This window comes from Ralstonia sp. 25C (genome assembly GCF_051904805.1).
In the GTDB taxonomy this organism is placed as follows: Bacteria; Pseudomonadota; Gammaproteobacteria; order Burkholderiales; family Burkholderiaceae; genus Ralstonia.
The window spans coordinates 870857-895707 of record NZ_CP196738.1; the positions used below are offsets into that span (position 1 = coordinate 870857).

The following is a 24851-nucleotide window of genomic DNA, read 5'->3' on the forward strand; positions in this document are numbered from 1 at the left end:
GCGGGATCAGAACGCCAACTTCAGCCGCACGCCGCCGGTATGCGACACAAAGTGCGGTGCCGCCTGCAATGTGTAGCGCGCCGTCAACGAAAGGTTGTTCGCGCGCAGCAGCGTAACCCCGGCCGAGAGCACGCCCATATCGGCGGCCGGGCTGGCGCCCACGGTGGTGAAGCCCGTTTCGCCCGTCGGGTCGGCGGCAAAGCTGGCGTGGATGCGCTGCTGCGCGTTGCCGTACTCATGGCGCCACGTCAGTTGCAGATATGGCACCACCGTGCCGTACGCCGTGGTGAAGGCTCGCTCAATCTTCGCGCCAAAGTCGCTGGTAACGGAGGTCAGGTGCGTATCGCCTACGGTCAGCGCGGCGCCGTTGCCGCCCGTCTCGGTGTAGCCGTTCTGACGCACATGGCTGTAGGTCAGGCCAGCCAGCGGCGTAACCGTATAGGCGCCGGCCGCCAGCGGATAGCCAGCTTCCGCACGGGCAACGTATTGCTTGCCGGTGAACTCGCCCTTGGCCTGCCCTGAGAAGCCGCTGAAGTTCAGCGCACGGCTGGTGTCGTAGTCCTGCTGCACCGCCCCTGCGGCCAGGTTCACGTACCACGGCGCGCCCGAGTAAGTGGCGTAGCCGATCAGGCCGTAGGCATTGACGCGCATCGAGTCGCCGTCGGTGTCGCCGGTGTTGTGGAGGCTGGCGTTGGTGTAGCTGAACGCGCCACCTGCACGCCAGTGTTCGCCGAGGGCGGTGTCGGCGCCGAACAGCAGGCCGCCGTAATTCGCACGGTAGCCGTCCACCTGATCGCGGGTGCCCTGGCTGACGTGGCCGCCGAGTGCCTGGCCCCAGGCACCGTAGGCGGGCATGTCGTCTCCGGTCGACACCCCGGTCTGTGCCGTCTGTGCGCCACGTTGGCCGTTCACGCGGTCCGAGATCGCATTGAGCACATCGAGGGTGGGCGCAATGGCCCCGCGCGTGCCCGCCGCCTGCGATGCCGGGCCCATCTGCGCGCCGGCGCGGTTGGCTTCCGCCACGCTACCCAGGCTGAGCGCCTTGGAGGCATTGAACAGGTTCAGCAGCTCCGGGCTCAGGCCCGAGTAGTTCGCCAAGCCGTTCAAGGACGAAACCGCGTTGGGCATCGTCGCCTGCGGCTGCGGCTGCGTGGTGGGCGACGTGGGCGACGTTCCACCGCCGGTAGAGCCGGAACCCGGCGTCGTTCCGGGTGGAGTGCCGGGCGTGGTTCCTGCCGAGCCACTGACCAGGGTCACCACCAGATCACTGCGGCCGCCAGTGGCAACCGTCGTGCCCGTCACCGTGCCGGAGAAACCGCTGGCCGAGTAGTTCAGGCTACCGGCGTGGTAGTTCGTGCCGCTGCTTGCCGCGTCGATCACAACAAAGCGCTGACCCGCCGCAAAGGCGTAGCTGCTGAGCTTTTGCAATGCGATGGCCGACCCGGCGTCAACGACTGCGCTGCCCGACACGACAAGCCGCCCGTAGCCGCTGTCGCTCGCGAGCGACCCGCCGGCCACCGCGCCGTTGCTCACGCCGATCTGCAGCGTCGCTGCTGCCGCCTGGGTGTAGTTGCCGGTGATGCTGATGGCGTTGTTGACCTGCAGCACGCCCGCCGTGTTCATGACGGTGTGGCTGCCCACGTCTACGTTGTCGTTCAAGACCTGGTTGCCGGTGCCGAACACCACGTTCGATGCCGTGTTCGTGAGCGTGCCGATCGTGCCGCCAAAGCCTGTGAGCGTACCGAAGGTCGACCCGGTGCCGCCATTGATGGTCAGGTCGCGGCTGGAAGCCTGCAGGATGTTGCCGGCAATCACACCGCTGTTGGTCACGGTCCCGAGTGAACTCGTCGGGTCAACGTTGTTGATGGCGTAGAGGCTGCCGGTGATGGTGCCCGTATTCGCGAGCGCGCTGATCGTGCCGGTGTTGTAGATGCCCCAGCCGCTGTCGCTGCGGATCACGCCATGGTTGGTCAGCGCACCGATGGACCCGTCGTTGGCAACGCCGGCGACTGTGGTGCCGCTGATGGTGCCGCTGTTGGTGAGCGTGCCGATCGTGCTGCTGTTGTAGACACCCGTGGCGCTGCTGCGGATGACGGCGCCCACATTGTTGGTCAGCGACGCAATCGTGCTGACCGTGCCGCCGTTCGAGATGCCTGCGTTGACACCGCCGGCAATGGTGCCGCTATTGACGAGCGTGTCGATCCTGCCGGTGTTGAAAACGCCTAGGCCGGCGCTGTGGATGTCCCCGCCGACAGCGTTGGTGAGGGAAGTGATTGTGCCGCCATTGTTGATGCCTGCGTCGCTCGTGCCCATGATCGTGCCGCTGTTGACCAGCGTGGAGATCAATCCGCTCGAGTTGGCGAGCCCCGTATTGCCGCCGGAAACCATGCCGCCGTTGTCGAAGCGGGTGATCGTGGCATCGTTCTTGATGCCGATGCCCACCTGCCCGGTAATCAGGCCCGTGTTGCTCAGCGTACCGATCAAGCCGGCCGCGTTGTTGATCCCGGTGTTGCCGCCCGTGATGGTGCCGCCGGTGATGGTCGCGCCGTTGAGGGTGCCAACGTTGATCAGCGCGTCGATCGTGCCCGTATTGCTGAGGCCGGTATTGCTGATGGCCGGGTTGGCACCACCCATGATCGTGCCGCTGTTGCTCAACGTACCGATCGAGCCGGTGTTCACTAGGCCGGTGCCGGTATTGGACGTGCCGATGAAGCCGCCGCTGTTGTTGGTGAGCGAGGTGATGGTGCGAGCGTTGTCGATGCCGGCCCAGCCGGCTCCACGGCTTAAGATGGTGCCGCCGTTGACCAGCGTATCGATCATGCCGGTGTAGTAGTTGAGCAGGCCGTAGTGTGCGCCGCTCATGAGGCCATTGTTGATCAGCGTGTTGATCGAACCGGAGTTCATCACGCCATCAAGGGCCCCACCCATGATGGTGCCGCCGCTGTTGTTGGTCAGCGTGCCAAGCATGTCGGCATTGGAAAGGCCGTAGCTCTGCCCCCCATTGATGAGGTTGTTGTTGATGATGGCCTGCACGATGTTCGGACCGGGGATCTGGATGCCAACCGTGCCGCTGATCGTGCCGTTGTTCGTCAATGTGCCCAGGACGGGGTTGATGAACATCAGACCGCTTCCATTGGTCGCCTGAATGGACGCGGAGCTGTCGACGAGGAGATCGCCGCCAAACCAGGGCTGCGTGCTCGTATAGGTGCCGGAGATGGTGGTCTGCTGGGCCTGGGCGACGACGGGCACCGCCGTTGTCAGAACAGCAAGGGCAGCCAAACTGATGGCCGTACGTTTCCCTGCCGCGCGCGGCGGCTGATGTTTGGAGCGTTGCATGATTGGCGAGCCGGCTCGTTATTGATTGGAGTAATGAGCTTCGAACCCGAAGCCGGAAACGCTGAAAGGCCGATCGCCGGCCAGGCAGTCTGTGCGCTGCATTGAACTTCCCCCGTTTATGATGTTTTGATCATTGGCGCGAGTCTATGAAGGGCGACGGGGCTGCGTCTGTAGCACAAATGCGCTACACAGGCAGCCTGCCCTCCCCGCCGCTTAGAACGCCAGCTTCAGCCGCACGCCGCCGGTATGCGACACAAAGTGCGGTGCCGCCTGCAATGTGTAGCGTGCCGTCAACGAAAGGTTGTTCGCGCGCAGCAACGTGACCCCGGCGGTGAGCACACCCATGTCGGCGGCCGGGCTGGCGCCCACGGTGGTGAAGCCCGTTTCGCCCGTCGGGTCGGCGGCAAAGCTGGCGTGGATGCGCTGCTGCGCGTTGCCGTACTCATGGCGCCACGTCAGTTGCAGATATGGCACCACCGTGCCGTACGCCGTGGAAAACGCCCGCTCGAGCTTCGCCCCGAAATCGCTGGTGACCGAGGTCAGGTGCGTATCGCCCACCGACAGCGCGGCGCCGTTGCCGCCCGTCTCGGTGTAGCCGTTCTGACGCACATGGCTGTAGGTCAGGCCAGCCAGCGGCGTAACCGTATAGGCGCCGGCCGCCAGCGGATAGCCAGCTTCCGCACGGGCAACGTATTGCTTGCCGGTGAACTCGCCCTTGGCCTGCCCTGAGAAGCCGCTGAAGTTCAGCGCACGGCTGGTGTCGTAGTCCTGCTGGACTGCACCGGCGGCCAGGTTCACGTACCACGGCGCGCCCAAGTAGGTGGCGTAGCCGATCAGCCCGTAGGCGTTGACGCGCATTGAATCGCCATCGGTGTCGCCCGTGTTGCGGAGGCTGGCGTTGGTGTAGCTGAACGCGCCGCCTGCACGCCAGTGCTCGCCGAGGGCGGTGTCGGCGCCGAACAGCAGACCGCCATAGTTGGCGCGGTAGCCATCCACCTGATCGCGGGCGCCCTGGCTGACGTGGCCGCCGAGTGCCTGGCCCCAGGCGCCATAGGCGGGCATGTCGTCGCCCGTTGGCACGCCTGTTTGCGTACCACGCTGGCCGTTGACGCGATCCGAGATCGCATTGAGCACATCGAGGGTGGGCGCCATAGCCCCGCGCGTACCCGCCGCCTGCGATGCCAGACCCAGTTGCGCGCCGGCGCGGTTGGCTTCCGCCACGCTGCCCAGGCTGAGCGCCTTGGACGCGTTGAACAGGTTCAGCAACTCCGGGCTGAGGCCTGAATAGTTCGCCAAGCCGGTGAGCGCGGAAACCGCATTCGGTGTCGTCGCAAGATTCTGCACAGGCGCCGTGGCGGGTGCTGGCGCCGGGGGGTTCGCGAGGGTCACGACCAGATCGCTGCGGCCGCTGTCCGTCACCGTCGTGCCCGTTGCCGTGCCGGAGAAGCCGCTGACCGAGTAGATCAGGCTGGCGGCGTTGTAATTCGTGCCGCTGCTGGCGGCATCGATCACGACAAAGCGCTGGCCCACCGCAAAGGCATAGCGATGCAACGCCTGCAGGGCAATGGCCGATCCCGCATCCACCGTCGCGCTGCCGGAGACCACCAGCCGGCCGTACCCGGTGTCGGTCGCGAGCGAACCGGTGGCAACAGCGCCATCGTTTGCCCCGATGCGCAGCGTTGCGCCCGCCGCCTGGCTGTAGTTGCCGGTGATGCTGATCGCGTTGTTGACCTGCAGCACGCCCGCCGTATTCATGACGGTGTGGCCGCCCACGTCAACGTTGTCGTTCAGCACCTGGTTACCGGTGCCGAACACCACGTTCGATGCGGTGTTGGTGAGCGTGCCGATCGTGCCACCAAGGCCGGTCAGCGTGCCGAAGGTCGACCCGGTGCCGCCGTTGATGGTCAGGTCGCGGCTGGAGGCCTGCAGGATGTTGCCGGCAATCGTGCCGGCATTGTTGACCGGCCCCAATGTGCTGATGGCGTTGCTGTAAAGCGCGTACGTTTGCCCGACGATCAGCCCGCTGTTGTTGATCGCGCCAATGCTGGCCGCGGACTGCGCGCTGGTGCCTGAGGGCATGCCACCGTTATTGACGGCGATCACACCCTGGATCGTGCCGCTGTTGGTGAGCGTGCCGATCCTGGCGCCTGCGCCGGTATTCGCCAGCGCCGTGCTGGTGCTGTTGGCGAGGGTGCCACTGTTGACGAGCACACCAATCACGCCTGCGTTGGAGACGCCCCAGCCGTTGACGCCGGCCAGAATCGCACCACTGTTGTTGAGCACGCCAATCGTGCCGCTGTAGTTGCCAACGCCGGTGCCACCACCGGTGATGGTGCCGCTGTTGGTCAGCGTACCAATGCTGCTGGCGTTATGGACACCGGTGAAGCCGCCGTAGATGGTGCCGCTGTTGGTGAGCGTCGCGATTGTGCCGCTCTCGCTGCCGACGCCGTAATTGACGCCCCGGATCGCGCCCGCGTTGTTCAGAACGTCGATGCTGCCTTGGTTGATGATGCCGCTGCTGCCCATGCCTGTACGGCCGGCAATGGTGCCGCTGTTGGACAACGTGCCAATGGTGCCGCTGTTGGAAACCCCGACCGTCCCGCCCGAGATGGCGCCACCGCTGCCGTTGACCAGGGTGCGGATCACCCCCTGGTTGTCAATCTCGCGGCCCGCGGCAGACGTGATGGTGCCGCCGGTGTTGTCCAGGCGGTCGATCGTGCCAGCATTGTTGACGGCCGGGCCAGACCCTGTATTGGCCAGCAGGCCGCTGTTGACGAGCGTACCGATGCCACCGAGGTTGGTCACGGCACCCGACCCCGCGCTGATGGTGCCGGCATTGCTCAACGTGCCAACCGTGCCAACGTTGCCCACCCCGACGCTCGCCTGGATGTTGCCGTTTGCCAGGTTGTTGAGCGTGCCGATGGCGCCAGAGTTGAGCACGCCGACGATCTGTGCGTTGATGCTGCCGCTGTTGGACAACGTACCAATCGTGCTTTGCTGCAGATCGTTGAAGATGCCAAACGCCGCGTTCACGTCGCCGCTGTTCGACAGGAAGTCGATACGCCCGCTGTTGCGCACGCCAGCATTCCGTGTGCTGGTGAGCATGCCGGTATTGGTCAACGTATTGATGACGGCATTGTTCTGCACCGCTGGCCCGAAGGTCGCTGTCAGCACCCCAGCGTTGCTGAGCGTACCGAGTGTGCCATGGCCGTTGAGCACCGCAGTGATCCCGCTGATCGTGCTCGTGATGCTATTACTGAGCATGGTGAGCGTGCCGGTGTTGATCACGCCGGTGCTGCCGTTGATCGAACCCGTGTTGCTCAACGTGCCAAGGGTGCCGGTGTTGAAGACGCCGGTCGATGCCCCAAGGATGGCGCCGCTGTTGCTGAGCGTGTCCAGCGTGCCGTAGTTCCGGATGGCGTAGTCGTTGCCGGTGGTGATCGTGCCCTGGTTGTCGATCCAAGTGGTGGTGCCGCCGTTATAGATACCGCCCACGCCACCACTGATGGTGCCGCTGTTGGTGAGCGTACCCAGCGTGCCGGCGTTGAGAACACCATAGCCGCTCATCCCGCCCGTGATCTGCCCGCCAGCCTGATTGCGCAACGTACCAATCGCGCCGAGGTTTTCGACTGCGGTGCCCGCACCGGTCACGCGCACCGTACCGGCATTGGACAACGTACCGATGCTGCCGAGACCGGTATTGGAGATGCCGCGCGCGCCGCCGCTGATATCGCCACCAGTGTCGTTGTTCACAGCGTTGATCGACCCGCTGTTGAACAAGCCAATACCCGAAACGCCTTGAAGGACACCGCTGTTGGTCAGCGTGCCGATGGCTCCGCTATTGTCGATCCCGTTGTTGCTGCCGGTAATGCTGCCGCTGTTGCCCAGGGTGCCGATGGCGGCGCCCGAAAATTGGGTGACGCCATCCAAACCACCTTGGATTGCTCCCTGGTTGTCTACGGAAGCGATCGCGCCCCCATTGAAGATACCTGCAGCGCCACCGATGATCGTCGCGCCGATGGTATTGCCCAATGTGGTGATGGAACCGGCATTGGACAGGCCATTGCCAGTACTGCCCTGCACGGTACCGCTGTTGGACAACATGCCGATGCGGCCACTGTTGGTGATGCCGTTGCTGCCGCCGATGATGGCCCCGACAGTGCCCAGCGAGCCGACGGTGTTATCCAGCGTGGTAATAGAGCCAGCGTTGTACAGACCGCTCCCGACAGTGCCCTGCACGGTGCCGACGTTGGTCAGCGTATCGATGCTGGCGCTGTTGGCAATGCCGTTGGTCCCGCCGGTAATGGTGGCACCGTCGGCATTGGTCAAGGTGCCGATCGAACCAGCGTTTTTGATGCCGACACTACCGCCGCTGATTGTGCCGCTGTTGGCGAGCGTACCGATTGATCCAGTCAGGATGGCTGTGGCGGGGTAATTCTCGATGCCAGCATTGCCGCCGCTGATCAAACCGTCGTTCGCGATCGAGCCGATTCTGGTGGCGTTGAAGACGCCGTCGTGACCGCCGGTAATCGAACCGCTGTTGGTGAGCGTGCCGATCGTGCCGTTCACACTATTGATGCCGTTGGTGCCACCGTTGATCGAACCACTGTTCGTGAACGTAACGATGGCAATGAAGTTGCTGACACCGGCAAAGCCGCCGTTGATCAAACCACTGTTGGTGAGCGTACCGATTGTCCCGAAGTTGGTGAGCGCGACGCGGGTACTGCCGCTCTCAATCGACCCGTGGTTGGTAAGCGTACCGATCGAGCCGAAGTTCGAGAGGCTAGTGTGGGCGCTGCTGATCGATCCGTCATTTGTGAGCACCCCAACTATGCCGTCGTTGTCGATGCCGGCATAGCGACCGCTGATCGCGAGCGTGCCGCTATTCGAGAACGAACCGATCGAACCGGCGTTGTAGACGCCGTATTGCCCGCCGCCGATCGACCCGCTGTTCGTTAGCGTGTTGATCGTGCCGCCGGCCTCATTGACGATGCCGTAAAAGCCACTGCCCGTGATCGTGCCGCTGTTGGTCAACGCGTCGATGGTGTGGCCGGCATTGTTATGGATGCCGTCGTTGCTGCTCGTGATCGCGCCGCTATTGTTGAGCGTGCTGATCGTGCCGTCGTTCAAGACGCCGTAGTAACCGCTGGCGCTGATCGTACCGTTGTTGACGAGGGAGCCGATCGAGCCGCCGTTGTTGTGGATGGCGGTGTTGCCGGCAGTGGCGTTGATGCTGCCATTATTCGTCAGGGCAGTAATCGTGCCCGAGTTATCGATACCGACATTGCCGCCGCTGATCGTACCGTCGCTTGTCAGCGCGCCGATGCTACCGCTGTTACTGATACCGTGAACGCTGCCGGTGATAACCCCGACATTGCCCAGCGTGCCAATGGTGTTGATCAGCGTGCTGATGGAACCGGTGTTGGACAAGCCATCGCCCGCGATGCCTCGCACGGTGCCGATGTTGGTCAGCATACCAATGCTTCCGCTATTGGTGATGCCGTTGTTGCCGCCGATGATGGTGCCGACATTGCCCAGCGTGCCGACGGTGTTGACCAACGTGGTAAGGGAACCGGTATTGGACAGGCCATCGCCAATACTGCCCAGCACGACGCCGCTGTTGGCTAGCGTACCGATACTGCCACTGTTGGTAATGCCGACAATAGTGCCGATGATGCTGCCGCTATTGGTCAGCGTACCGATCGTGCCAGCGGCAACAATGGAAGTGACAGAGTTCGTAGAGAAGGTGCCCCCACTGACGATGCGGATGCCAGATACACCACCAAGGATCACACCGCTGTTGTTCAACGCGTCGATGGCGCTGACATTCAACACGCCAGAGTCGGTACCAGTGATTGTGGCGCCGATCGTGTTGGTCAGGCCGGTGATCGAACCATAGTTGAACAGGCCATTGCCGGCAGTCCCCTGCACGCTGCCCGTGTTTGTCAGCGTGCCGACGGAGCCACCGTTCATGAAGCCATTGGAACTTCCAATGATCGTGCCGACATTGTTTAGGGTGCCGATTGCGCCAACTAAAGTGCCATGGCTGCCGGCACCGGTACCGAAATTGATGAAACTAAAGCCCGAGTTAATTAACCCCGTGTTTTCCAGTAGCCCAATCGAGCCCACGTTATATACGCCAAGGTAGTAAGCCGCGATGGTGCCGCTATTGGTCAACGTGTCTATCTTGCCGCCGATGAGGTTGGTGATTCCGTCGCTTCCAGAGATCTCACCGCTATTGGTCAGCGTACCAAGGCTGGCGTAGTTCTGGACGCCGGTAGTACTTCCGAAAATCGAACCCGTGTTTTTCAATGCCGTGCTGTCGGAACCGAGCATGACACCCCACGAGGCGGTAATGCTGCCGTTGTTGGTCAATGTCCCCAAGGCTCCGATACCAAGCACGCCCTGGGCGCCGGGGTTGGAAAGCGTCGCTGTGTTGTCCAGCGTGAGATCACCCGACGTCCAGTTGTACTGTCCTGTCTGCGGGCCAGAAATGGTCGTGGTCTGCGCCCGGGAGGCTGTGGGCGGCACCGCCGCCAAGACCGCCGCCACCGCCAAACTGATCGCCGAAAGCCGCCCCACCGCCTGTTGCGGTCGTGTCGGTTGAATCCCCATGGTCTGCGCCCTAAATGTGCGCGGAGTGGAATCAGGGCATGCACACCTGCGTGCAATGGCCGGCCGCTTGCAGATGACGCCTTGGGCGCACATCGCACGGTTCCCCCCGCGTATTGATATGGTTTTGTTGCGCGCGATTATAGGGACAGGGGGCAGCGCGCTTCTGTAGAACAAACGCGCTACAGCCCGAGAGGGGTTGATCTGCTTACCATCCCGACACCTTGTCGTTGTTGGCGTGGGTCCGAGCCGCTCCCCGGCTAGTCCGGATGCGCACCAAGGGCTTTGGCGTCGGCGTCCTCAACCGCGCAAGAAGCACATTCGGTTCAAGCGAAAAAGGCCCGCAGCAATGCGGGCCTTTCTCTTTGGCGCGGAAAACTGCACGACTCACCAGCCGTGGAACCGCCCCCACGTCTCGACTGCGCCCCGTGACGACACCGCGTGGTACTCAGGAAACTGCGCCCCCGTGGCGCACGCGTGGTTCGGCAGCACCCGCAGCTTCGTGCCGACCGGGAAACGCGCAGCCAGATCAGCCTGCACCGAGCCATCGCTGGCCGCCAGGATGCCGTGCTCCTGGTTCGCGCCCATCAGCACCAGCCCATCGAACGGTGTGCCGTCGAGCGCGCAGGGTTGCCCATACCCGTAGTCGTGCGCCTGCTTGGCGGTACCGCGGTCGCGGCTCATGGCCATCCAGCCGGCATCGACAATGACCCAGCCTTTGTCGGGCTGATGGCCGATCACGGTGGTCAACACGCTCAGCGCAATCTCGTCTATCGCGCACACGCCCACGTTGTGCATGACCAGGTCGAAGAACACGTAGACGCCCGCGCGCACCTCGGTCACGCCTTCCAGGTGTTCGGCCGCTAATGCGGTGGGGGTGGAACCCACGCTCACAGCCGCGCACGGGATACCGGCCTCGCGCAGGCGCTGCGCCGCGCGCACGCAGCCGGCGCGCTCCTGCTCGGCCAATGCGGCCAGCGCGGCGTGGTCGCTCAAGTCATAGCTGGAGCCGGCGTGCGTCATCACGCCACCCACATCGATACCGCCGTCTTGCAGGATGCGCCCGACCTCCAGCAGCGCATCCTGCTCGGGCGTGATGCCAGAGCGGTGGCCGTCGGTATCGACTTCGATCCAGACCTCGCAGCGTTCACCGTGCGCGCGGGCATGGTCGACCACGGCGTGCGCCGCTTCCACGTTGTCGACAACGAGTTTGAGATCGCAGCCCTTGCGACGCAGCGCCATCGCACGCGGCAGCTTGCTCGCGACAATGCCCACCGCGTACAGGATGTCTTGGATGCCGGCGGCGAAGAAGGCCTCCGCTTCCTTCAACGTCGATACGGTGATGCCTCGGGCGCCAGCGGCGATCTGCGCGCGCACCACGTCGAGGCACTTGGTGGTCTTCACGTGGGGGCGGAATTTCACGCCCAGCGCGTTCATGCGGTGCTGCATGCGGGCGATGTTGTGCCGCATGCGCGGCAGGTCGATCAGTGCGGCGGGGGTGTCGAGCGTTTCCAGCGTGTCGGTGGTCATGGTTGCATCCTTATGCAGCAAAACGGTGGGCCCAGGGCAGCAGATCATCCAGCGTCGGTGAGGTGATTTCCGGCAACGCAGCGCCTTCGACGGGCGCCAGGCCAATACGGTTGTGCCAGTACGTGCGCAGGCCCACCGCGGCCGTGCCAAACATGTCATAGCTGGAGCCGGCCACGAACGCGGCGTCAGCGGCGTCCACGCCAAGCTGGTCGAGCGCCATGCGGTAGGGCTTCGGGTCGGGCTTATAGACGCCCGCCTGCTCAGCCGTGATGACGACATCCCAATCCACCGGCAGCAGCGACGCCGCTTGCCGGCCCAACCGCTCCGAGCAATTGGTGACGACGGCGAGTTTGCAGTGCGGCCGCAGCCGCGCCAGCGCATCGATGGCGCCGCTCCAGGGTTGGAGCTGGAGCCAGTTGGCCTCCAGCGCTTCGGGTGCCGACTGCGGCAGGCCGACGTTCTGCGCGGCCCGTCGCACCAGCGTTTCATACGGGATATACGTACCGCAGCCATAGGTGAGCCGCAGATACTCGGCGCGCCACGTGCGACCCGCCTGCTCGGAACCTGCCGCCGCGTTCCACAAAGACCACGAATCCAGCAGCGCCGTCAGCAAGTCGAACAAAACGGCTTTCGGATAGCCGGAAGAAGCATCAGGAGAGACCACACCATCACCCGCAACAGTGTCAATCGATGCAGCGGATTGTAGGCAAGGCGTGCCGGCTTTCGGTCAAGCCGGATTGACTCATAGATTCAGCGTGGCTTCATCATGCGCGCCACGGGGGCTGCGGCTTGAAGCGGCTTTGCAGGAACTGCATGAAGTGGCGCGTACGCTGCGGCAACCCGGCGCGGGCATGCGTGAGCGCGATCACGTTGGCGTCCGGCGCCTTCCAGCTTGGCAGCAGGCGCACGAGCCGACCGGCGCACACGTCGTCGGCCACATCCCATTCCGAGCGCAGGATCACGCCGCGCCCCTCGCAGGCCCAGCGGCGGATCACGTCGCCGTCGTTGCACATTAGCTTGCTCGGCACGCGCACGCTGCGGCTGGTGCGGCCTTTGCTGAAATGCCAGAGCGAGACGTCCTCCTTGTTCTCGCGCAGCACGATGCACGGCAGCGTGGCGAGATCGTCAGGCGTTTCCGGCAAACCGAAGCGCTTCACGAACGCCGGCGATGCGCACACCCAACGCGCATTCGGCGCAATCGCGTATCCGACGAGGCTCGATACCTGTAGCGCGCCGATATGCACGACCACATCAAAGCGCTCCGCCGCTTCCGTGAGTGGCGCATCGGAGAGCGTCAATTCGATGTCAACGTCGGGATGTTGCTGCTGAAAATCCGCAATGACAGGCGCCACATAGCGACGCCCAAACCCCAGCGGCGCATTGACCTTGAGCGTGCCGACCAGGCCGCCGCGGCGCGTGTGCAGATCCTCCGACAGCGCATCGAGCTGGCGGATGAGTTCCGCGCCGCGCTCGCACAGCAGCGTGCCCTCTTGCGTGAAGCGCAGGCTGCGCGCGGTGCGGTCGACAAGCCGCGTCCCCAGCTTCTTCTCCAGTTGCTGCAAGCGCTGCGATACGGCCGATGGCGTCAAACCCAGCGCCCGCGCCGTCGCCACCAGGCTGCCGTTGTCCTGGATGGCGAGCAGGAAGCGCAGATCGGCGGAATCGGTCATCGTTCAGTCCGATGACTTGCCGGCAAAGCGGTCGGTGGCGGCCAGCAATTGGTCGAGGATGCCGGGTTCGGACCACGCATGGCCGGCGCCTTCGATGAGGTGGAAGTCCGAATCGGGCCACGCCTGGTGCAGCGCATAGGCATAGCGCGCGGGGCACGGCATGTCGTAGCGGCCATGCACGATCACGCCCGGAATGCCCGCCAGCTTGTGGGCCTCCCGCAGCAACTGGCCCTCTTCCAGCCAGCATTGATGCGTGAAGTAGTGGTTCTCGAGCCGCGCGAAGGCCAGCGCGAAATGGTCATCCGCGTGCTTGGCGCTGTTGCTCGGGTCGGGCAGCAGCGTGATGGTCTCGCCCTCCCACACGCTCCAGGCGCGGGCAGCTTCGATCTGCTTGGTGGTATCCGTACCGGTGAGGACTTTGCGGTAGGCCGCGATCATGTCGCCGCGCTCGGCTTCTGGGATGGGCGCCTGGAAGCGTGCCCATTTCTCGGGAAACATCTCCGACACGCCGTATTGGTAGTACCAGCGCAACTCCGCCTGCGTGACGGTGTAGATGCCGCGCAGCACGAGTTCGCTCACGCGTTGCGGATATTTCTGCGCGTACGCGAGCGCCAACGTCGAGCCCCACGAGCCGCCGAAGACCAGCCAGCGTTCGACACCGGCAATCGCACGCAGGCGTTCGATGTCGGCCACGAGGTGCCACGTGGTGTTGGCCTCCAGCCCCGCGTGCGGCGTGGAGCGGCCACAGCCGCGCTGGTCGAACAGCATCACGTCATAACGCGCGGGGTCGAACAGGCGGCGGTGGTCGGCCGAGATGCCACCGCCCGGCCCGCCGTGCAGGAACACCGCAGGCTTGGCACCCGGTGTGCCGACGCGTTCGTAATAGATGGTGTGGCCATCGCCCACGTCGAGCATGCCGGTTTCATACGGTTCGATGGGCGGATACAGGGTGCGCAGCGCAGTCGTGGCAGTCATGGCGATCGGGGGGAGCGTGAACGGTGCTTGAGTGTAGCGCCGTTGCCGCGCGTTGCCTGCTGCCGCTCAGCGTGTGCGCGTGGTCGCCGCGATGTCGCGCAGCCACGGGCGCGTGTGCCAGTGCGCCCGCTGGAACGCGTCGATCTCGCTCCAGCGCGCGAGCGTCGCGCCAATCATGTCCAGACCATGCAGGAACATGTGGCGATGCCGCACCGACAGCGTGAACGGTGCTTCCACGCTGCGGCTCTTCACCGTCATGGTCTGCACATCGATGGCAACGCGGTGCGTGGCCGGGTTCGCTACATCGGCCAGGATGCGCTGCACGTCGGCCGGGTCGAGCATCACCAGCAGCAGGCGATTGTTCATCGCATTGCTGTAGAAGATCTCGCCAAAGCTCGGTGCGATGACCGCGCGAATGCCGAACTGCTGCAGCCCCCAGACCGCGTGCTCACGGCTGGAGCCGCACCCGAAGTTGCTGCCGCCCACCAGGATGGACGTGCCCTGATACGCAGGTTGGTTGAGGACGCAATCGCCGCGCGGTTGGTGATCGGCGTCGTAACGCAAGTCATAGAGCAGCCCCTTGTCGAGCCCCGCCTTGTCGATGCCGCGTAGGAACTGCTTGGGCATGATCTGATCGGTGTCCAAGTTGGGCGTGGGCAACGGCGCAGCGATGCCCTCGATGTACGTGGTCTCAGGCATGCGTGGTCTCCGTGTGAGGTTGCGGCTACGCTTGCAGTTTGCGGACATCGGTGATGCAGCCGGTAATGGCGGCAGCAGCGGCCATGGCGGGGCTCATCAAGTGCGTGATGCCGCCGCGGCCCTGGCGCCCTTCGAAGTTGCGGTTGGTGGTGGAAGCGCAGCGCTCGCCGGGGGCGAGGAAGTCGTCATTCATCGCCAGGCACATCGAGCAACCCGGCTGGCGCCATTCAAAACCGCTGGCGATAAGCACATCAGCAATGCCTTCCTGCTCGGCCTGGCGACGCACCGCGCCCGAACCCGGCACGACCATCGCGCGCACGCCGGCAGCCACGCGTCGACCGCGCACGATGGCGGCCACGGCGCGCAGGTCTTCTATGCGCGCATTCGTGCACGAGCCGATGAACACGCGCTGCACCGGTACGCCCTCGATGGGGCTGCCGGCCTGCAGGCCCGTATAACGCAGCGCCCGCGCAGACGCTGCGTCCGCCTGCGGCACCGTGCCTGTCACGGGAATGGCCTGATCCGGACTCGTGCCCCATGTCACGTAGGGCGCAATCTCACTGGCGTTGAAGCGGTGTTCGGCATCGAAATGCGCATCCGCATCGCTAAAGAGTTGCTGCCAATCGGCCAGGGCTTCACTTGCGCGGGTGTGCACCACGCCCCTCGCGTGCTCGAGCACATAGCGCGTGGCCTTGGCATCGGCGGCGATCAGCGCACCGCGCGCACCGGCCTCCACCGCCATGTTGCACAGGGTCATGCGCGCTTCCATCGAGAGCGCGGTCATGGCGCTCCCAGCAAACTCGACCACATAGCCACGCGCGCCCTGCGCACCGATGCGGCTGATGATGTGGAGGATCAAATCCTTGGCGGTGGTACCTATCGGCAGCTCGCCATCCACATGGATGCGCATGTCCTGCGCGAGCCGGTACACCAGTGTCTGCGTGGCTAACACGTGTTCGACTTCGGACGTACCGATGCCAAAGCCCAGCGCCCCGAATGCGCCATAGGTGGTCGTGTGGCTGTCGCCGCAGAGCACGACCATGCCGGGGCGGATCATGCCCAGCTCGGGCGCGATCACGTGCTCGATGCCCTGCAGCGCGTCGTTGGTGTCAAAGAGGACGATGCTGTGCTCGGCGCAGTTCTTTGCCAGGTTGGACGCCTGCAGCGCAGAGGCTGCATCCTCAATCACCCGCACGCGCACCGGGTGGGTGGGGATGATGTGGTCTACCACCGCCACGTGCTGGCCGGGCACCGCCACCGCGCGGCCCGCCTCACGCAAACCCGCAAAGGCCTGCGGGCTGGTGTACTCATTCATGATGTGCAGATCGGCGTACAGCAGCACGTTCTGCGCGTCGAGCCGGGCCACGGTGTGGGTATCGACCAGCTTCTGATACAGCGTCTTTGCCATGCTTTCTCCATCCATGCGAGATGGAGTCTAGTCATGCATGCTCTATTTATAATTAGCTTACTTATTTATCTATTCTTCATTTCATTTGAATAATGGATCGTGTGTCGGATCTGGAATTTTTCACCCGGCTGGTCAAGCAGGGATCGCTGGCGGCGCTGGCGCGCGAGTTGGGCGTAACCCCGCCGGCCATCACCGCGCGGCTCGCACAGTTGGAAAAGCGCCTGGGCGTGCGACTGCTCAACCGCACCACGCGGCGCCTGGGCGTGACGCATGAAGGCGAGATCTACCTCGCCACGGGCGCGCGTCTGCTGGAGGAACTCGAAGCGCTGGAGCAGGCCGTCTCCAGCAGTCGTGGTACGCCCAAGGGTCTGCTGCGCGTGAACGCCACGTTCGGGTTCGGCCGCCGGCACATCGCGCCGGCCATCGTGGAATTTGCCCGGCGCTACCCGGAAGTCGAGGTGCAGCTGGAGCTGACCGATCGCTCCGTCAACCTGGCCGACAAAGCGTTCGACATCGGCATCTGGTTCGGCACGGTGCCGGACTCACGCATGGTGGCGCGCAAGATCGTTAGCAACCACCGGCTGTTGTGCGCGTCGCCCGAATACCTCGCGCGCGCCGGCGTGCCGCAAACCCCGCGCGACCTGCAGTCGCATGCGTGCCTCGTGCTGCGCGAGAGCGATGCGGCCTATGGCACGTGGTACCTGTCGCGCGGCAACAAGCAGGAAACCATCAAGGTGCGCGGGCCACTCAGCACTAACGACGGCGAGACCGGCGTGCTGTGGGCGCTGGCGGGCTACGGCATCCTGATGCGCTCGGAATGGGACGTGCGCGCGCACCTCAATGCCGGGCGCCTCGTGCCCGTGCTATTGGACTGGGCACTGCCCGTGGCGGACATCTTTGCGGTGTATCCGGAGCGCACGCACCTATCGGCCAAGGTGACGGCCTTCATCGATTTTCTGACGGCGTGGTTCCAGCGCGATGCCGCCTCTGAGTAACGTCAGCATCACGCCAATGTCGTGAAGCGGCCACAAAACCTCGGCGAGGGCACGATGGATTTGCTGCGTCGCAATATTCTGACTAACATTCGGGTATTCACCACTAGGGTTATCCCTAAATTGGTTATCAGAAGGAATCGCCATGAACACCGTCGCTCTCAACGCTGCCCCCGCCTCCCGTTTCGCCCGTTTCTGGCAAATCGTGCGCCGTGAAGCCGCCCGTGCCGTTGCGCTGCATGTGGAAAGCTGCGGCATGATGGCCGAGCTGTATCGTCGTTCGGGCCGCTAAGCCAGCCATTCTGCCCACGGGCATATTGCGTCGCACCATCCGCGGTGTGACGCTGCGGGCTCAGCTCAGGTCTCGCTCCACTGCCGCATGAGGTTGTGATACACGCCGATCAGCGTGCGGCGCGCGGTCTCGTCCGCACCGGTCTGGTTGAGCGTCTGAATGGCGTTGTCCAGGTCGAACAGCATGGCGCGTTGGGCGTCATCGCGGATCAGACTCTGGACCCAGAAGAAACTCGCCACGCGCACACCGCGTGTGATGGGCGTGACTTGATGCAGGCTCGTCGCCGGGTAGATCACGAGGTCTCCGGCATTGAGCTTGACGCTGTGCATGCCGTAGGTGTCTTCGATCTGCAGTTCGCCGCCGTCGTAGCTGGTGGGGTCTGACAGAAACAGCGTGGCCGAGATATCGGTGCGCAGTTTGCGCCCGTCGTGCGGGTGAATGCGCACGCTGCCATCGACGTGCGCACCGAAGGTCATGCCCTCGCCGTAGCGGTTGAACATCGGCGGGTACACCACGTTCGGCAACGCCGCGCTGATGAAGCGCGGGTGCCGCTCCAGCACGCTCAGGATGAGCTGCTGGCACTGCAGGGCCACTTCTGCCCCCTCATCAATCTGCTGGTTGACCTTGACCGGCGCCCCCGAATAGCCGGCCGACACGCGGCCATCCACCCAGGCATCGCCCGCGTTATCGAGCAGATCGCGCAGCGCAGCCACCTGCGCGGCGTTGAAGACGTTGGGAATGCAGACGAGCATGGCGTGGGGAGAAACAGGGATGCAGCCGAGGGCCCATCCCCCAGTCATTACATCCGATACACCACCGACAGCATCGCCGCGCGGCCCGTACCCGGCACAGCGCGACCGCCATCGGACGGAATCAGCGCATCGTAATACGTCTTGTTGAACAGATTGAACAGGTTCAGGCGTACGTCGTACTTGGGCTGGTGGTAGGCCAGCATGGCATCCCAGCGCACGAAGCCGCCGGTCTGCACGGTGTTGGTGTTATTGGCGTAGCGCTGCGACATATAGAACGCGCCCGCGCCCACTTCCCAGTTCGGCAGGAAGGTATAGCTAGTCCACACCGTGGCGGAATGCTTGGGCGTGTTGGCCGGCACCATGCCCTGCGTGCCGGCGGCGATGCCGTTGACGATCTGTGCATCCAGATACGTATAGCCCGCGAAGAGTTGCAGCGTGTCGGTCAGGCGGCCCGTCGCACCCAGGCGTGCACCGCGCACGCGGATCTTGCCGGCCGAGACGTACGTCGTGCTGTCGACCTGCGTACGCGCGTTGTCCTTCGTGATCTGGAACAGCGCCGAGCTGACCGACAAGTCGCCGTTGAGCAAGTCCCACTTACCGCCGGCCTCATACGACTTGTTCTTCTCTGGATCCAGGTTCTGCTGGCCGGTGGTGCCGACCAGTTGTTCCAATGATGGGTTGAACGACGTGCCATACGACACGTAATACGACTGCCAATCCGTCGGCTGCCAGATACCGCCGAGGCGCGTGCTGACGAAGTTCACCGTCTGCTGCGCGTACGGCAGCGCCGTGATCTTGGCCGATGCCGGCGTGTTGGCCGAGTTCAGCGAGTTGGAGATGCTGGCGTTGTAGCGGTCATAGCGCAGGCCGGCGACCGCCTTCCACTGCTTGGTGAACTCGATCGAATCATTGAAGTACACCGCCACCGTGTTGGCCGAACCGCCTTGCAGGTTGCCCAGCGTGGACGGCGCATTCGACGGCGACGTCGTGTAGTTCGGGCTGACCAGCGGCTCGCACGAGACAAACCCACTCGCCATGTTCGACTGCACCAGCGGCGTGCCGTTGCACGAGCCGTTGCGGTAGTAGTTCTGGTTGTCGTAGCCGTCGTGGCCGAACTCGGTGCCCACCAGCAGCGTGTGCTTGACCGAACCCGTGTCGAACTTGGCCGTCAGCTCGGTCTGGTTGAACAGCGAGTAATCGCGGATGCGGCGGTCGTGGCTTTGCAGGCGTACCCAAAGATTCGACAGCGGCAGCGCACTGTTCGTCACCGGCGTGAAGACGCCCGTCGCGCTGACGGTGCCCACCGAGTTGGGCGCGGTCTCACGCGCATCGGTCTGCACGTAGTTGAACTGCGTCTGGTTGCGCAGCCGCAGGTTGGGCGAAAACTTGTGGTCAATGTTGGCCGAGAACGAAGCGACGTCCTGCACGGTACGGTCATCGGTGTAGCCGTAGTACGTCTTTGGGCTGACGTTGACGGGATGGCCGTTCAGGTTCGGCACGCCGTAGTCGGGCATGTCGCGGTTGTGCTGCAGCAGCGCGGACAGCGTCACCTCCGTGGGTGTGCCGATGCCGAAGCGCCACGACGGCGCGATGCCGATGTCCTGCACAGTCATCTCGTCGCGCGTGCTGGCCTTGCCGTTCTGCGCCATGCCGGCGATGCGGAAGGCGGACGTGTCCGAGGTCGGCGTGTTGACGTCGGCGGTGGCGCGTACCAGGCCGTTGGTGGTGATCGAACCCGTGACTTCCGTGGCCGCCTTCAGCTTCGGCTTTTTGGTGACCTGGTTGATGACGCCGCCCGTGGAGCCGCGGCCAAACAGCATCGACGACGGGCCCATCAACACTTCCACCGAATCGAGTGCGAAGAGATCACGGTAGTACTGGCCGCGATCGCGGAACCCATCCAAATAGATATCGGTACGCGCCGAGAAGCCGTTCAGGTTGATGTTGTTGCCGATCTGGCCGCCCTCGGCCGCGCCGATGGTGATGCCCGGCACGTTACGCAGCGCATCGGCCAGCGAGCTGCCGCCCTGCGCATCCGTCAGCGCCTTGGGCACGACCGTCACCGATTGCGGCACGTCGCGCAGGTTTTCGGGCAGCTTGGAGAGGGAGCTTTTGGCGGCGTTGTAGTCGTCACGCGGGGCACTGGCCTTGACGACGGATTCCGGCAACGTGGTCGTGGCTGCGGCGGGCGCCGACGAGGTGGCCTGTTGAGCCAGTGCAACGGTGGGCGTGGCAAACAGGGCCAGCAGCGCGCTAGCCACAGGCCGGCGGTTCAGACGGTTCGGGCGGTTCATTTGACGTGGTTTCTCCGGCGGCGCGCTTCTTTTTGGATGCCAGCCGCTGCGGAACGCCCTCTTGCGCCCGTGCCGCCGTGCACGAACGCGCACTATGATTTGCGGACGCAAATATAAATGAGATCGATTCTCAATAGCAATACGCGGTCGCCATTTATCAGAAAAGTTCCCGCGATTTGCTTGGAAAGAGACGCATGCGCCCCGCTTTCCGGGGGCGCGGAGGACAAAGCGTACCTATTTCTGCGTGCCGCCGGAGGAAGGCGGCACGTGCTGCGCATCGTCGCGATTGCGCGCCAAGGCCCGCGCATAGACCGACGGGGCACCGGCCGCATGTGCCGTCACATAGCCCGTGATGCACGCCAGCATGAGCGGCAGCACCACCTGATAGGACAGCGTCATCTCGAAGATCATCAAGATCGACATGAGGGGCGCGTGCGTGGTGGCCGCCAGCAGTGCGCCCATACCCACCACTGCATAGCTGACCGGCACAGGCGCGGCGTCGGGCAACAACGCGTGCATGCCGGTGCCATACAGCAGCCCCAGCGCCGCGCCGCAGAACAGCGTGGGCGTAAACACCCCGCCCACCGCGCCCGAGCCAGCACTGGCTGCCGTTGCCACCACCTTGCAGATCAGCACCAGCGCCACCGTCTGCCACAGCCACGGCGCATGCAGGAAACTGTTGACCACGCTATAGCCGTTGCCCCAGACCTCGGGCACACGCGTCAACAGCGCACCAACAATCAACCCACCTACCGCCAGCCGCAACGCCAGCGGCAACCGGGACCGCACAAAGAGATCGCGCGCGCGATCGATCAGGCCGAGCAGCAACGGCCCCGCTACGCCCGCGGCCAAGCCGAGGCCGACGTACGTCAGCACTTCCCATCCGGAAACGAAATCGAAATGCGGCATGGCGTAGACCGCGCCATAACCGAAGAACTGGCGCACGACGATGTCTGCGGTGACAGCGGCCACCAGCAAGGGCCCCAGCGTGGCCGTGGTGATGGCACCGAAGACGATTTCGCAGACGAAGACCGCGCCTGCAATAGGCGCGTTGTAGGCCGAGGTGATGCCCGCTGCCGCACCGCACGCCACCAGCAAACGCAGTTGCTCGGCCGGAACCGGCATCGCATGCCGAAGCACGCGGCCCAACAGCGAGCCGCACATCGCCGCCAGTTGCACCATCGGCCCTTCACGCCCGATGGACGCACCGCTGGCCACCGAACACAGTGACGATGCACTGCGTACCAAGCTCTGCCGCGCGCTGAGCACACCGTCACCCACGGCAATCGCTTCCATATAGTCTTCCGCGCCCTTGCGCGGAATCCACTTCAAACCGATCTGCAACGTGAGCCCGGCCAGCAGACCACCCACAGTGGGCACCAGCAGGCGCGCCCACCACGGCAAGGCGCGCGCGGTGGCCACCAAGCCCTGATCCGTACCGGACAGCCACCATTGCACTTGGCGCAGGCACTCCCGAAACAGGATCGTCAACAACGCCCCCGCACAGCCGATCACGCCGGCAAACACAAACACCAGATGCTCGCGCCCAAACGGCAACCGCGCAGCCACACGCTGCCACCATGCCGGGCGGGGTGGTTGATCGGGCGAGGGCGGCGGCAGATCGGTCATGACAGTCCCGTGAACGGCAGACCGTCATGATAGCGGCGCACTACCTCGCCTCAAGTCAACGCGCTGACGACGGCATCGGGCAACCAAGCCTGCGGCACGTCGGCGCTGCGCTTGTTGGGCCCCCAGGCAATCACGCGAACCTGTACCAACTTCTCGATGACGAACGGGTCGCGCGCGACGATAGCGTCGATCTCTTCACGCGAACCGGCGCGCGCCAAAATGCCGCCGCCCTCGCGCGGAAAGAACGGGCCTGACATCAGGAAATGTCCGCTCGCGTAATGCGCATCCAGGTGCGCGCGATGAGCAGGCAACACACGATCGAGTGCTTCGAGCGGCGCGGTGTAGGTGAAAAGAATCAGGTACAGCATGCTATGGGCTCCTTGTGGATGAGGTGACAGATCGAAAAACGAGACGCTTGCACCTCGCCGAGTGTCTCGCAGAAACGGGTACGCTTTGCGCAGAAACCCTGCGCGGCGTGTGGTGCTCAGGGGCGTAGGAGCAGCGCTCCGGAGGTTTGTCCGGCTTCCAGCGCGACGTGCGCAGCGGCCGCATCTTCCAATGCATACGACCCACCCACCGGCACGCGCACACCTTCGAGCATGCGTTGCAATGCCGCCTGAGCGCCCGCCCGGTAGTTCGCTAGATCGGCCATGTAGCGGAACACACCCGGGCGCGCCAGCGCAATGGATCGTGACGGCCCAAGCGCGGCGAGGTCCAACGTGCTGGTCTGCGTGTTGCCGACGTCGCCAGCCTGGCCGATGCTGGCCACCATGCCGAACGGCCGCGTCACCGCCAGCGACGTTTGCAGCGTGGCGCCGCCAATGCCGTCGATGACGTAGTCGACACCCTCGCCTCTGGTGAGTTGCAGGACCGCCTCGCGCACATCCTGCTGGCGGTACAGCACGACGTGGTCCGCACCATGGCCCAGCGCGATTGCGGCCTTGGCTTCGTTGCTGACCGTACCAATCACCCGCGCACCCAGGCGCTTGGCCCACTGCACCAGCAGAACGCCCAAGCCGCCTGCGGCCGCGTGCACGAGCACCGTATCGCCGGGGTGCAGTTGCCGTACCCGTGTCAGCAACATGTGCGCGGTGATGCCGCGTACCAAGGTCGCCGCCACAGTTTCGTCACCCAACGCATCGGGTAAGGCAATCGCGCGTTCAGCGGGCAGGTTGCGGTGGCTGGCGTAACCACCGGGTGCGCCATCCATCAGCCCGGCCCACGCCACACGCTGGCCAGGCACAAAGCCGCGCACGTCCGACCCCATGGCTTCCACCACACCAACGCCCTCAACACCGAGCACTGCCGGAAACGCCGGCACCGGGTACAAGCCCGTGCGGTGATACACGTCGACAAAGTTCACGCCGACCGCCGTGTGCCGCACCGTCAACGCACCCGGTGCAGGTGGCGGCAGCATCAGGCTCGCAGGCTGCAAACCCAATGCTGGACCGGGTTCGCGGAGTTGGATCATCTTGGCGTGCATGGCAAATGTCCTCGCAGAAATGGGTACGCTTTTCGGTTTTCGGGATGACGCGGTCTACGTTCGTCACGTTGTGCAACAAGCGTATTCCGTTCAGAATCACCCGGGAATTCCGAAAACCTGACCACTTTCTGTGCAAAAAAGCCCGGATCGGCCAAAAAACGTCCGCGCGCAAGCGCGTGCAGCAGCAGCCGAACCCTCCTCTTCCTTGCAATGGGATGACGTGCGCTACTTCCTCGTACTGGCGCGCGAGGGGAGCCTGTCGGCCGCTGCCCGCCGTCTGGAGGTGGAGCACACCACCGTCGCCCGGCGTGCCGATGCGCTGGAGCAATCGCTGGGCGTGCGGCTGTTCGACCGTCTGCCGCGCGGCTGGCGACTGACCGCAGAAGGCAGCGCACTGGCAGAACGCGCCGAACGCATGGAGCAGGAAGCGGCCGGCTTCGCGCGCGCGGCCGCCGGTGCGGGCAGCCTGCGAGGCACAGTGCGCATCTCCGCGCCGCCCACGGTGGCCAGCCACGTGATTGCGCCGAACTTGGCAACGCTGCGTCGGCAGTGGCCGGGGATCGACGTGGTCTTGCTGGGTGAGAAGCGCAACGCCAACCTGATGGCGCACGAGGCTGACTTGGCCATCCGCCTGTCTCGGCCGACGGCTTCCACACTGGCCACCCGGCCGCTGGGCAGTCTCGGGTACGGCCTGTATGCCACGGCCGAGGTGCTCGCCCGGCCCGAAGCGGAGTGGGAGTTCATCGGCTACGACGAAGGCTTGCGCCACGTGCCGCAGCAGCGCTGGCTGGATGCGTACGCGGGCGAACGCCGCATCGTTTTACGCTGCAGCGATCTGCTCGCCATGCACCAGGCGGCGCAGGCCGGATTGGGCGTGGCAGCGCTGCCGCACTTCCTCGGCGCGCCCGCAGAAACGGGTACGCTTTTGCGCCGATTGCCCGTCGATGACCCCGCGCTGCACCGTGAAATCTGGCTGGCCATTCATCCGGACGTGCGTCGCTCACCGCGTGTGCGGGCCGTAGCCGACGCCTTGATCGCGCTATTCGACACCCAACGACACGTTTTGGCAGGGCATTGAACGCACGCAGAAACGGGTACGCTTTCGCGTTTTTGGGCACGCAGAAACGGGTACGCCCGGCAATAAAAAACCGGCGCCAGGAAGCAGCGCCGGTTGTGAGG

At 64.4% G+C, this 24851-nt stretch carries 16 protein-coding genes; 3 read left to right on the forward strand and 13 right to left on the reverse strand.

Going from position 1 to position 24851, the window contains the following annotated elements; all coding sequences use genetic code 11:
• Positions 1-6: 6 nt before the first annotated feature.
• The 8 genes from ACS7SF_RS22365 to leuC all read right to left on the reverse strand — a co-directional run bounded on the left by ACS7SF_RS22365 (position 7) and on the right by leuC (position 16230).
• Positions 7-3336, reverse strand: coding sequence for an autotransporter outer membrane beta-barrel domain-containing protein (locus ACS7SF_RS22365; RefSeq protein ID WP_439894310.1), 3330 nt, complete (start codon positions 3334-3336; stop codon positions 7-9).
• Positions 3337-3549: 213 nt separating this feature from the next.
• Positions 3550-9951 (reverse strand): autotransporter domain-containing protein, encoded by a 6402-nt coding sequence (locus ACS7SF_RS22370; RefSeq protein ID WP_439894311.1) that lies wholly within the window; start codon positions 9949-9951, stop codon positions 3550-3552.
• A gap of 384 nt (positions 9952-10335) precedes the next feature.
• Positions 10336-11478, reverse strand: coding sequence for a DSD1 family PLP-dependent enzyme (locus tag ACS7SF_RS22375; protein WP_439894312.1), 1143 nt, complete (start codon positions 11476-11478; stop codon positions 10336-10338).
• Between the two features lie 10 nt (positions 11479-11488).
• Complete coding sequence (locus tag ACS7SF_RS22380) at positions 11489-12142, reverse strand: HAD-IA family hydrolase (RefSeq protein ID WP_439894313.1); 654 nt, start codon at positions 12140-12142, stop codon at positions 11489-11491.
• A gap of 100 nt (positions 12143-12242) precedes the next feature.
• On the reverse strand, positions 12243-13148 hold the full coding sequence (locus ACS7SF_RS22385) for a LysR family transcriptional regulator (RefSeq protein WP_439894314.1): 906 nt from the start codon (positions 13146-13148) through the stop codon (positions 12243-12245).
• 3 nt (positions 13149-13151) lie between these two features.
• Positions 13152-14123, reverse strand: a complete 972-nt coding sequence (gene pip, locus ACS7SF_RS22390; protein WP_439894315.1) for a prolyl aminopeptidase — start codon at positions 14121-14123, stop codon at positions 13152-13154.
• 66 nt (positions 14124-14189) lie between these two features.
• The gene (gene leuD, locus ACS7SF_RS22395) at positions 14190-14822 is read right to left on the reverse strand and encodes a 3-isopropylmalate dehydratase small subunit (protein ID WP_439894316.1); all 633 of its coding nucleotides are present in this window, start codon (positions 14820-14822) and stop codon (positions 14190-14192) included.
• Between the two features lie 25 nt (positions 14823-14847).
• Positions 14848-16230: a 3-isopropylmalate dehydratase large subunit gene (gene leuC / locus ACS7SF_RS22400; protein ID WP_439894317.1), complete on the reverse strand. Its 1383-nt coding sequence runs from the start codon at positions 16228-16230 to the stop codon at positions 14848-14850.
• 92 nt (positions 16231-16322) lie between these two features.
• On the opposite strand from leuC, the gene ACS7SF_RS22405 reads away from it, so the two are divergent.
• Positions 16323-17225, forward strand: coding sequence for a LysR family transcriptional regulator (locus ACS7SF_RS22405; protein WP_439894318.1), 903 nt, complete (start codon positions 16323-16325; stop codon positions 17223-17225).
• A 142-nt stretch (positions 17226-17367) separates the two neighbouring features.
• Positions 17368-17514, forward strand: a complete 147-nt coding sequence (locus tag ACS7SF_RS22410; protein WP_426399437.1) for a hypothetical protein — start codon at positions 17368-17370, stop codon at positions 17512-17514.
• Between the two features lie 65 nt (positions 17515-17579).
• Here ACS7SF_RS22410 and ACS7SF_RS22415 read toward each other — a convergent pair whose 3' ends face one another.
• The 5 genes from ACS7SF_RS22415 to ACS7SF_RS22435 form a co-directional block, all read right to left on the reverse strand.
• On the reverse strand, positions 17580-18266 hold the full coding sequence (locus ACS7SF_RS22415) for a Fe2+-dependent dioxygenase (protein WP_439894319.1): 687 nt from the start codon (positions 18264-18266) through the stop codon (positions 17580-17582).
• Positions 18267-18313: 47 nt separating this feature from the next.
• Positions 18314-20560, reverse strand: coding sequence for a TonB-dependent receptor (locus ACS7SF_RS22420; RefSeq protein ID WP_439894320.1), 2247 nt, complete (start codon positions 20558-20560; stop codon positions 18314-18316).
• Between the two features lie 234 nt (positions 20561-20794).
• Positions 20795-22189 (reverse strand): ClcB-like voltage-gated chloride channel protein, encoded by a 1395-nt coding sequence (locus tag ACS7SF_RS22425; RefSeq protein WP_439894321.1) that lies wholly within the window; start codon positions 22187-22189, stop codon positions 20795-20797.
• 50 nt (positions 22190-22239) lie between these two features.
• Positions 22240-22557, reverse strand: coding sequence for a YciI family protein (locus tag ACS7SF_RS22430; protein WP_439894322.1), 318 nt, complete (start codon positions 22555-22557; stop codon positions 22240-22242).
• Between the two features lie 116 nt (positions 22558-22673).
• Positions 22674-23672 carry a quinone oxidoreductase family protein gene (locus ACS7SF_RS22435; RefSeq protein WP_439894323.1) on the reverse strand — a complete coding sequence of 333 codons (999 nt, stop codon included), beginning with the start codon at positions 23670-23672 and terminating at the stop codon, positions 22674-22676.
• A gap of 205 nt (positions 23673-23877) precedes the next feature.
• On the opposite strand from ACS7SF_RS22435, the gene ACS7SF_RS22440 reads away from it, so the two are divergent.
• Positions 23878-24750 carry a LysR family transcriptional regulator gene (locus ACS7SF_RS22440; protein ID WP_439894324.1) on the forward strand — a complete coding sequence of 291 codons (873 nt, stop codon included), beginning with the start codon at positions 23878-23880 and terminating at the stop codon, positions 24748-24750.
• The last annotated feature ends 101 nt before the right edge of the window (positions 24751-24851 follow it).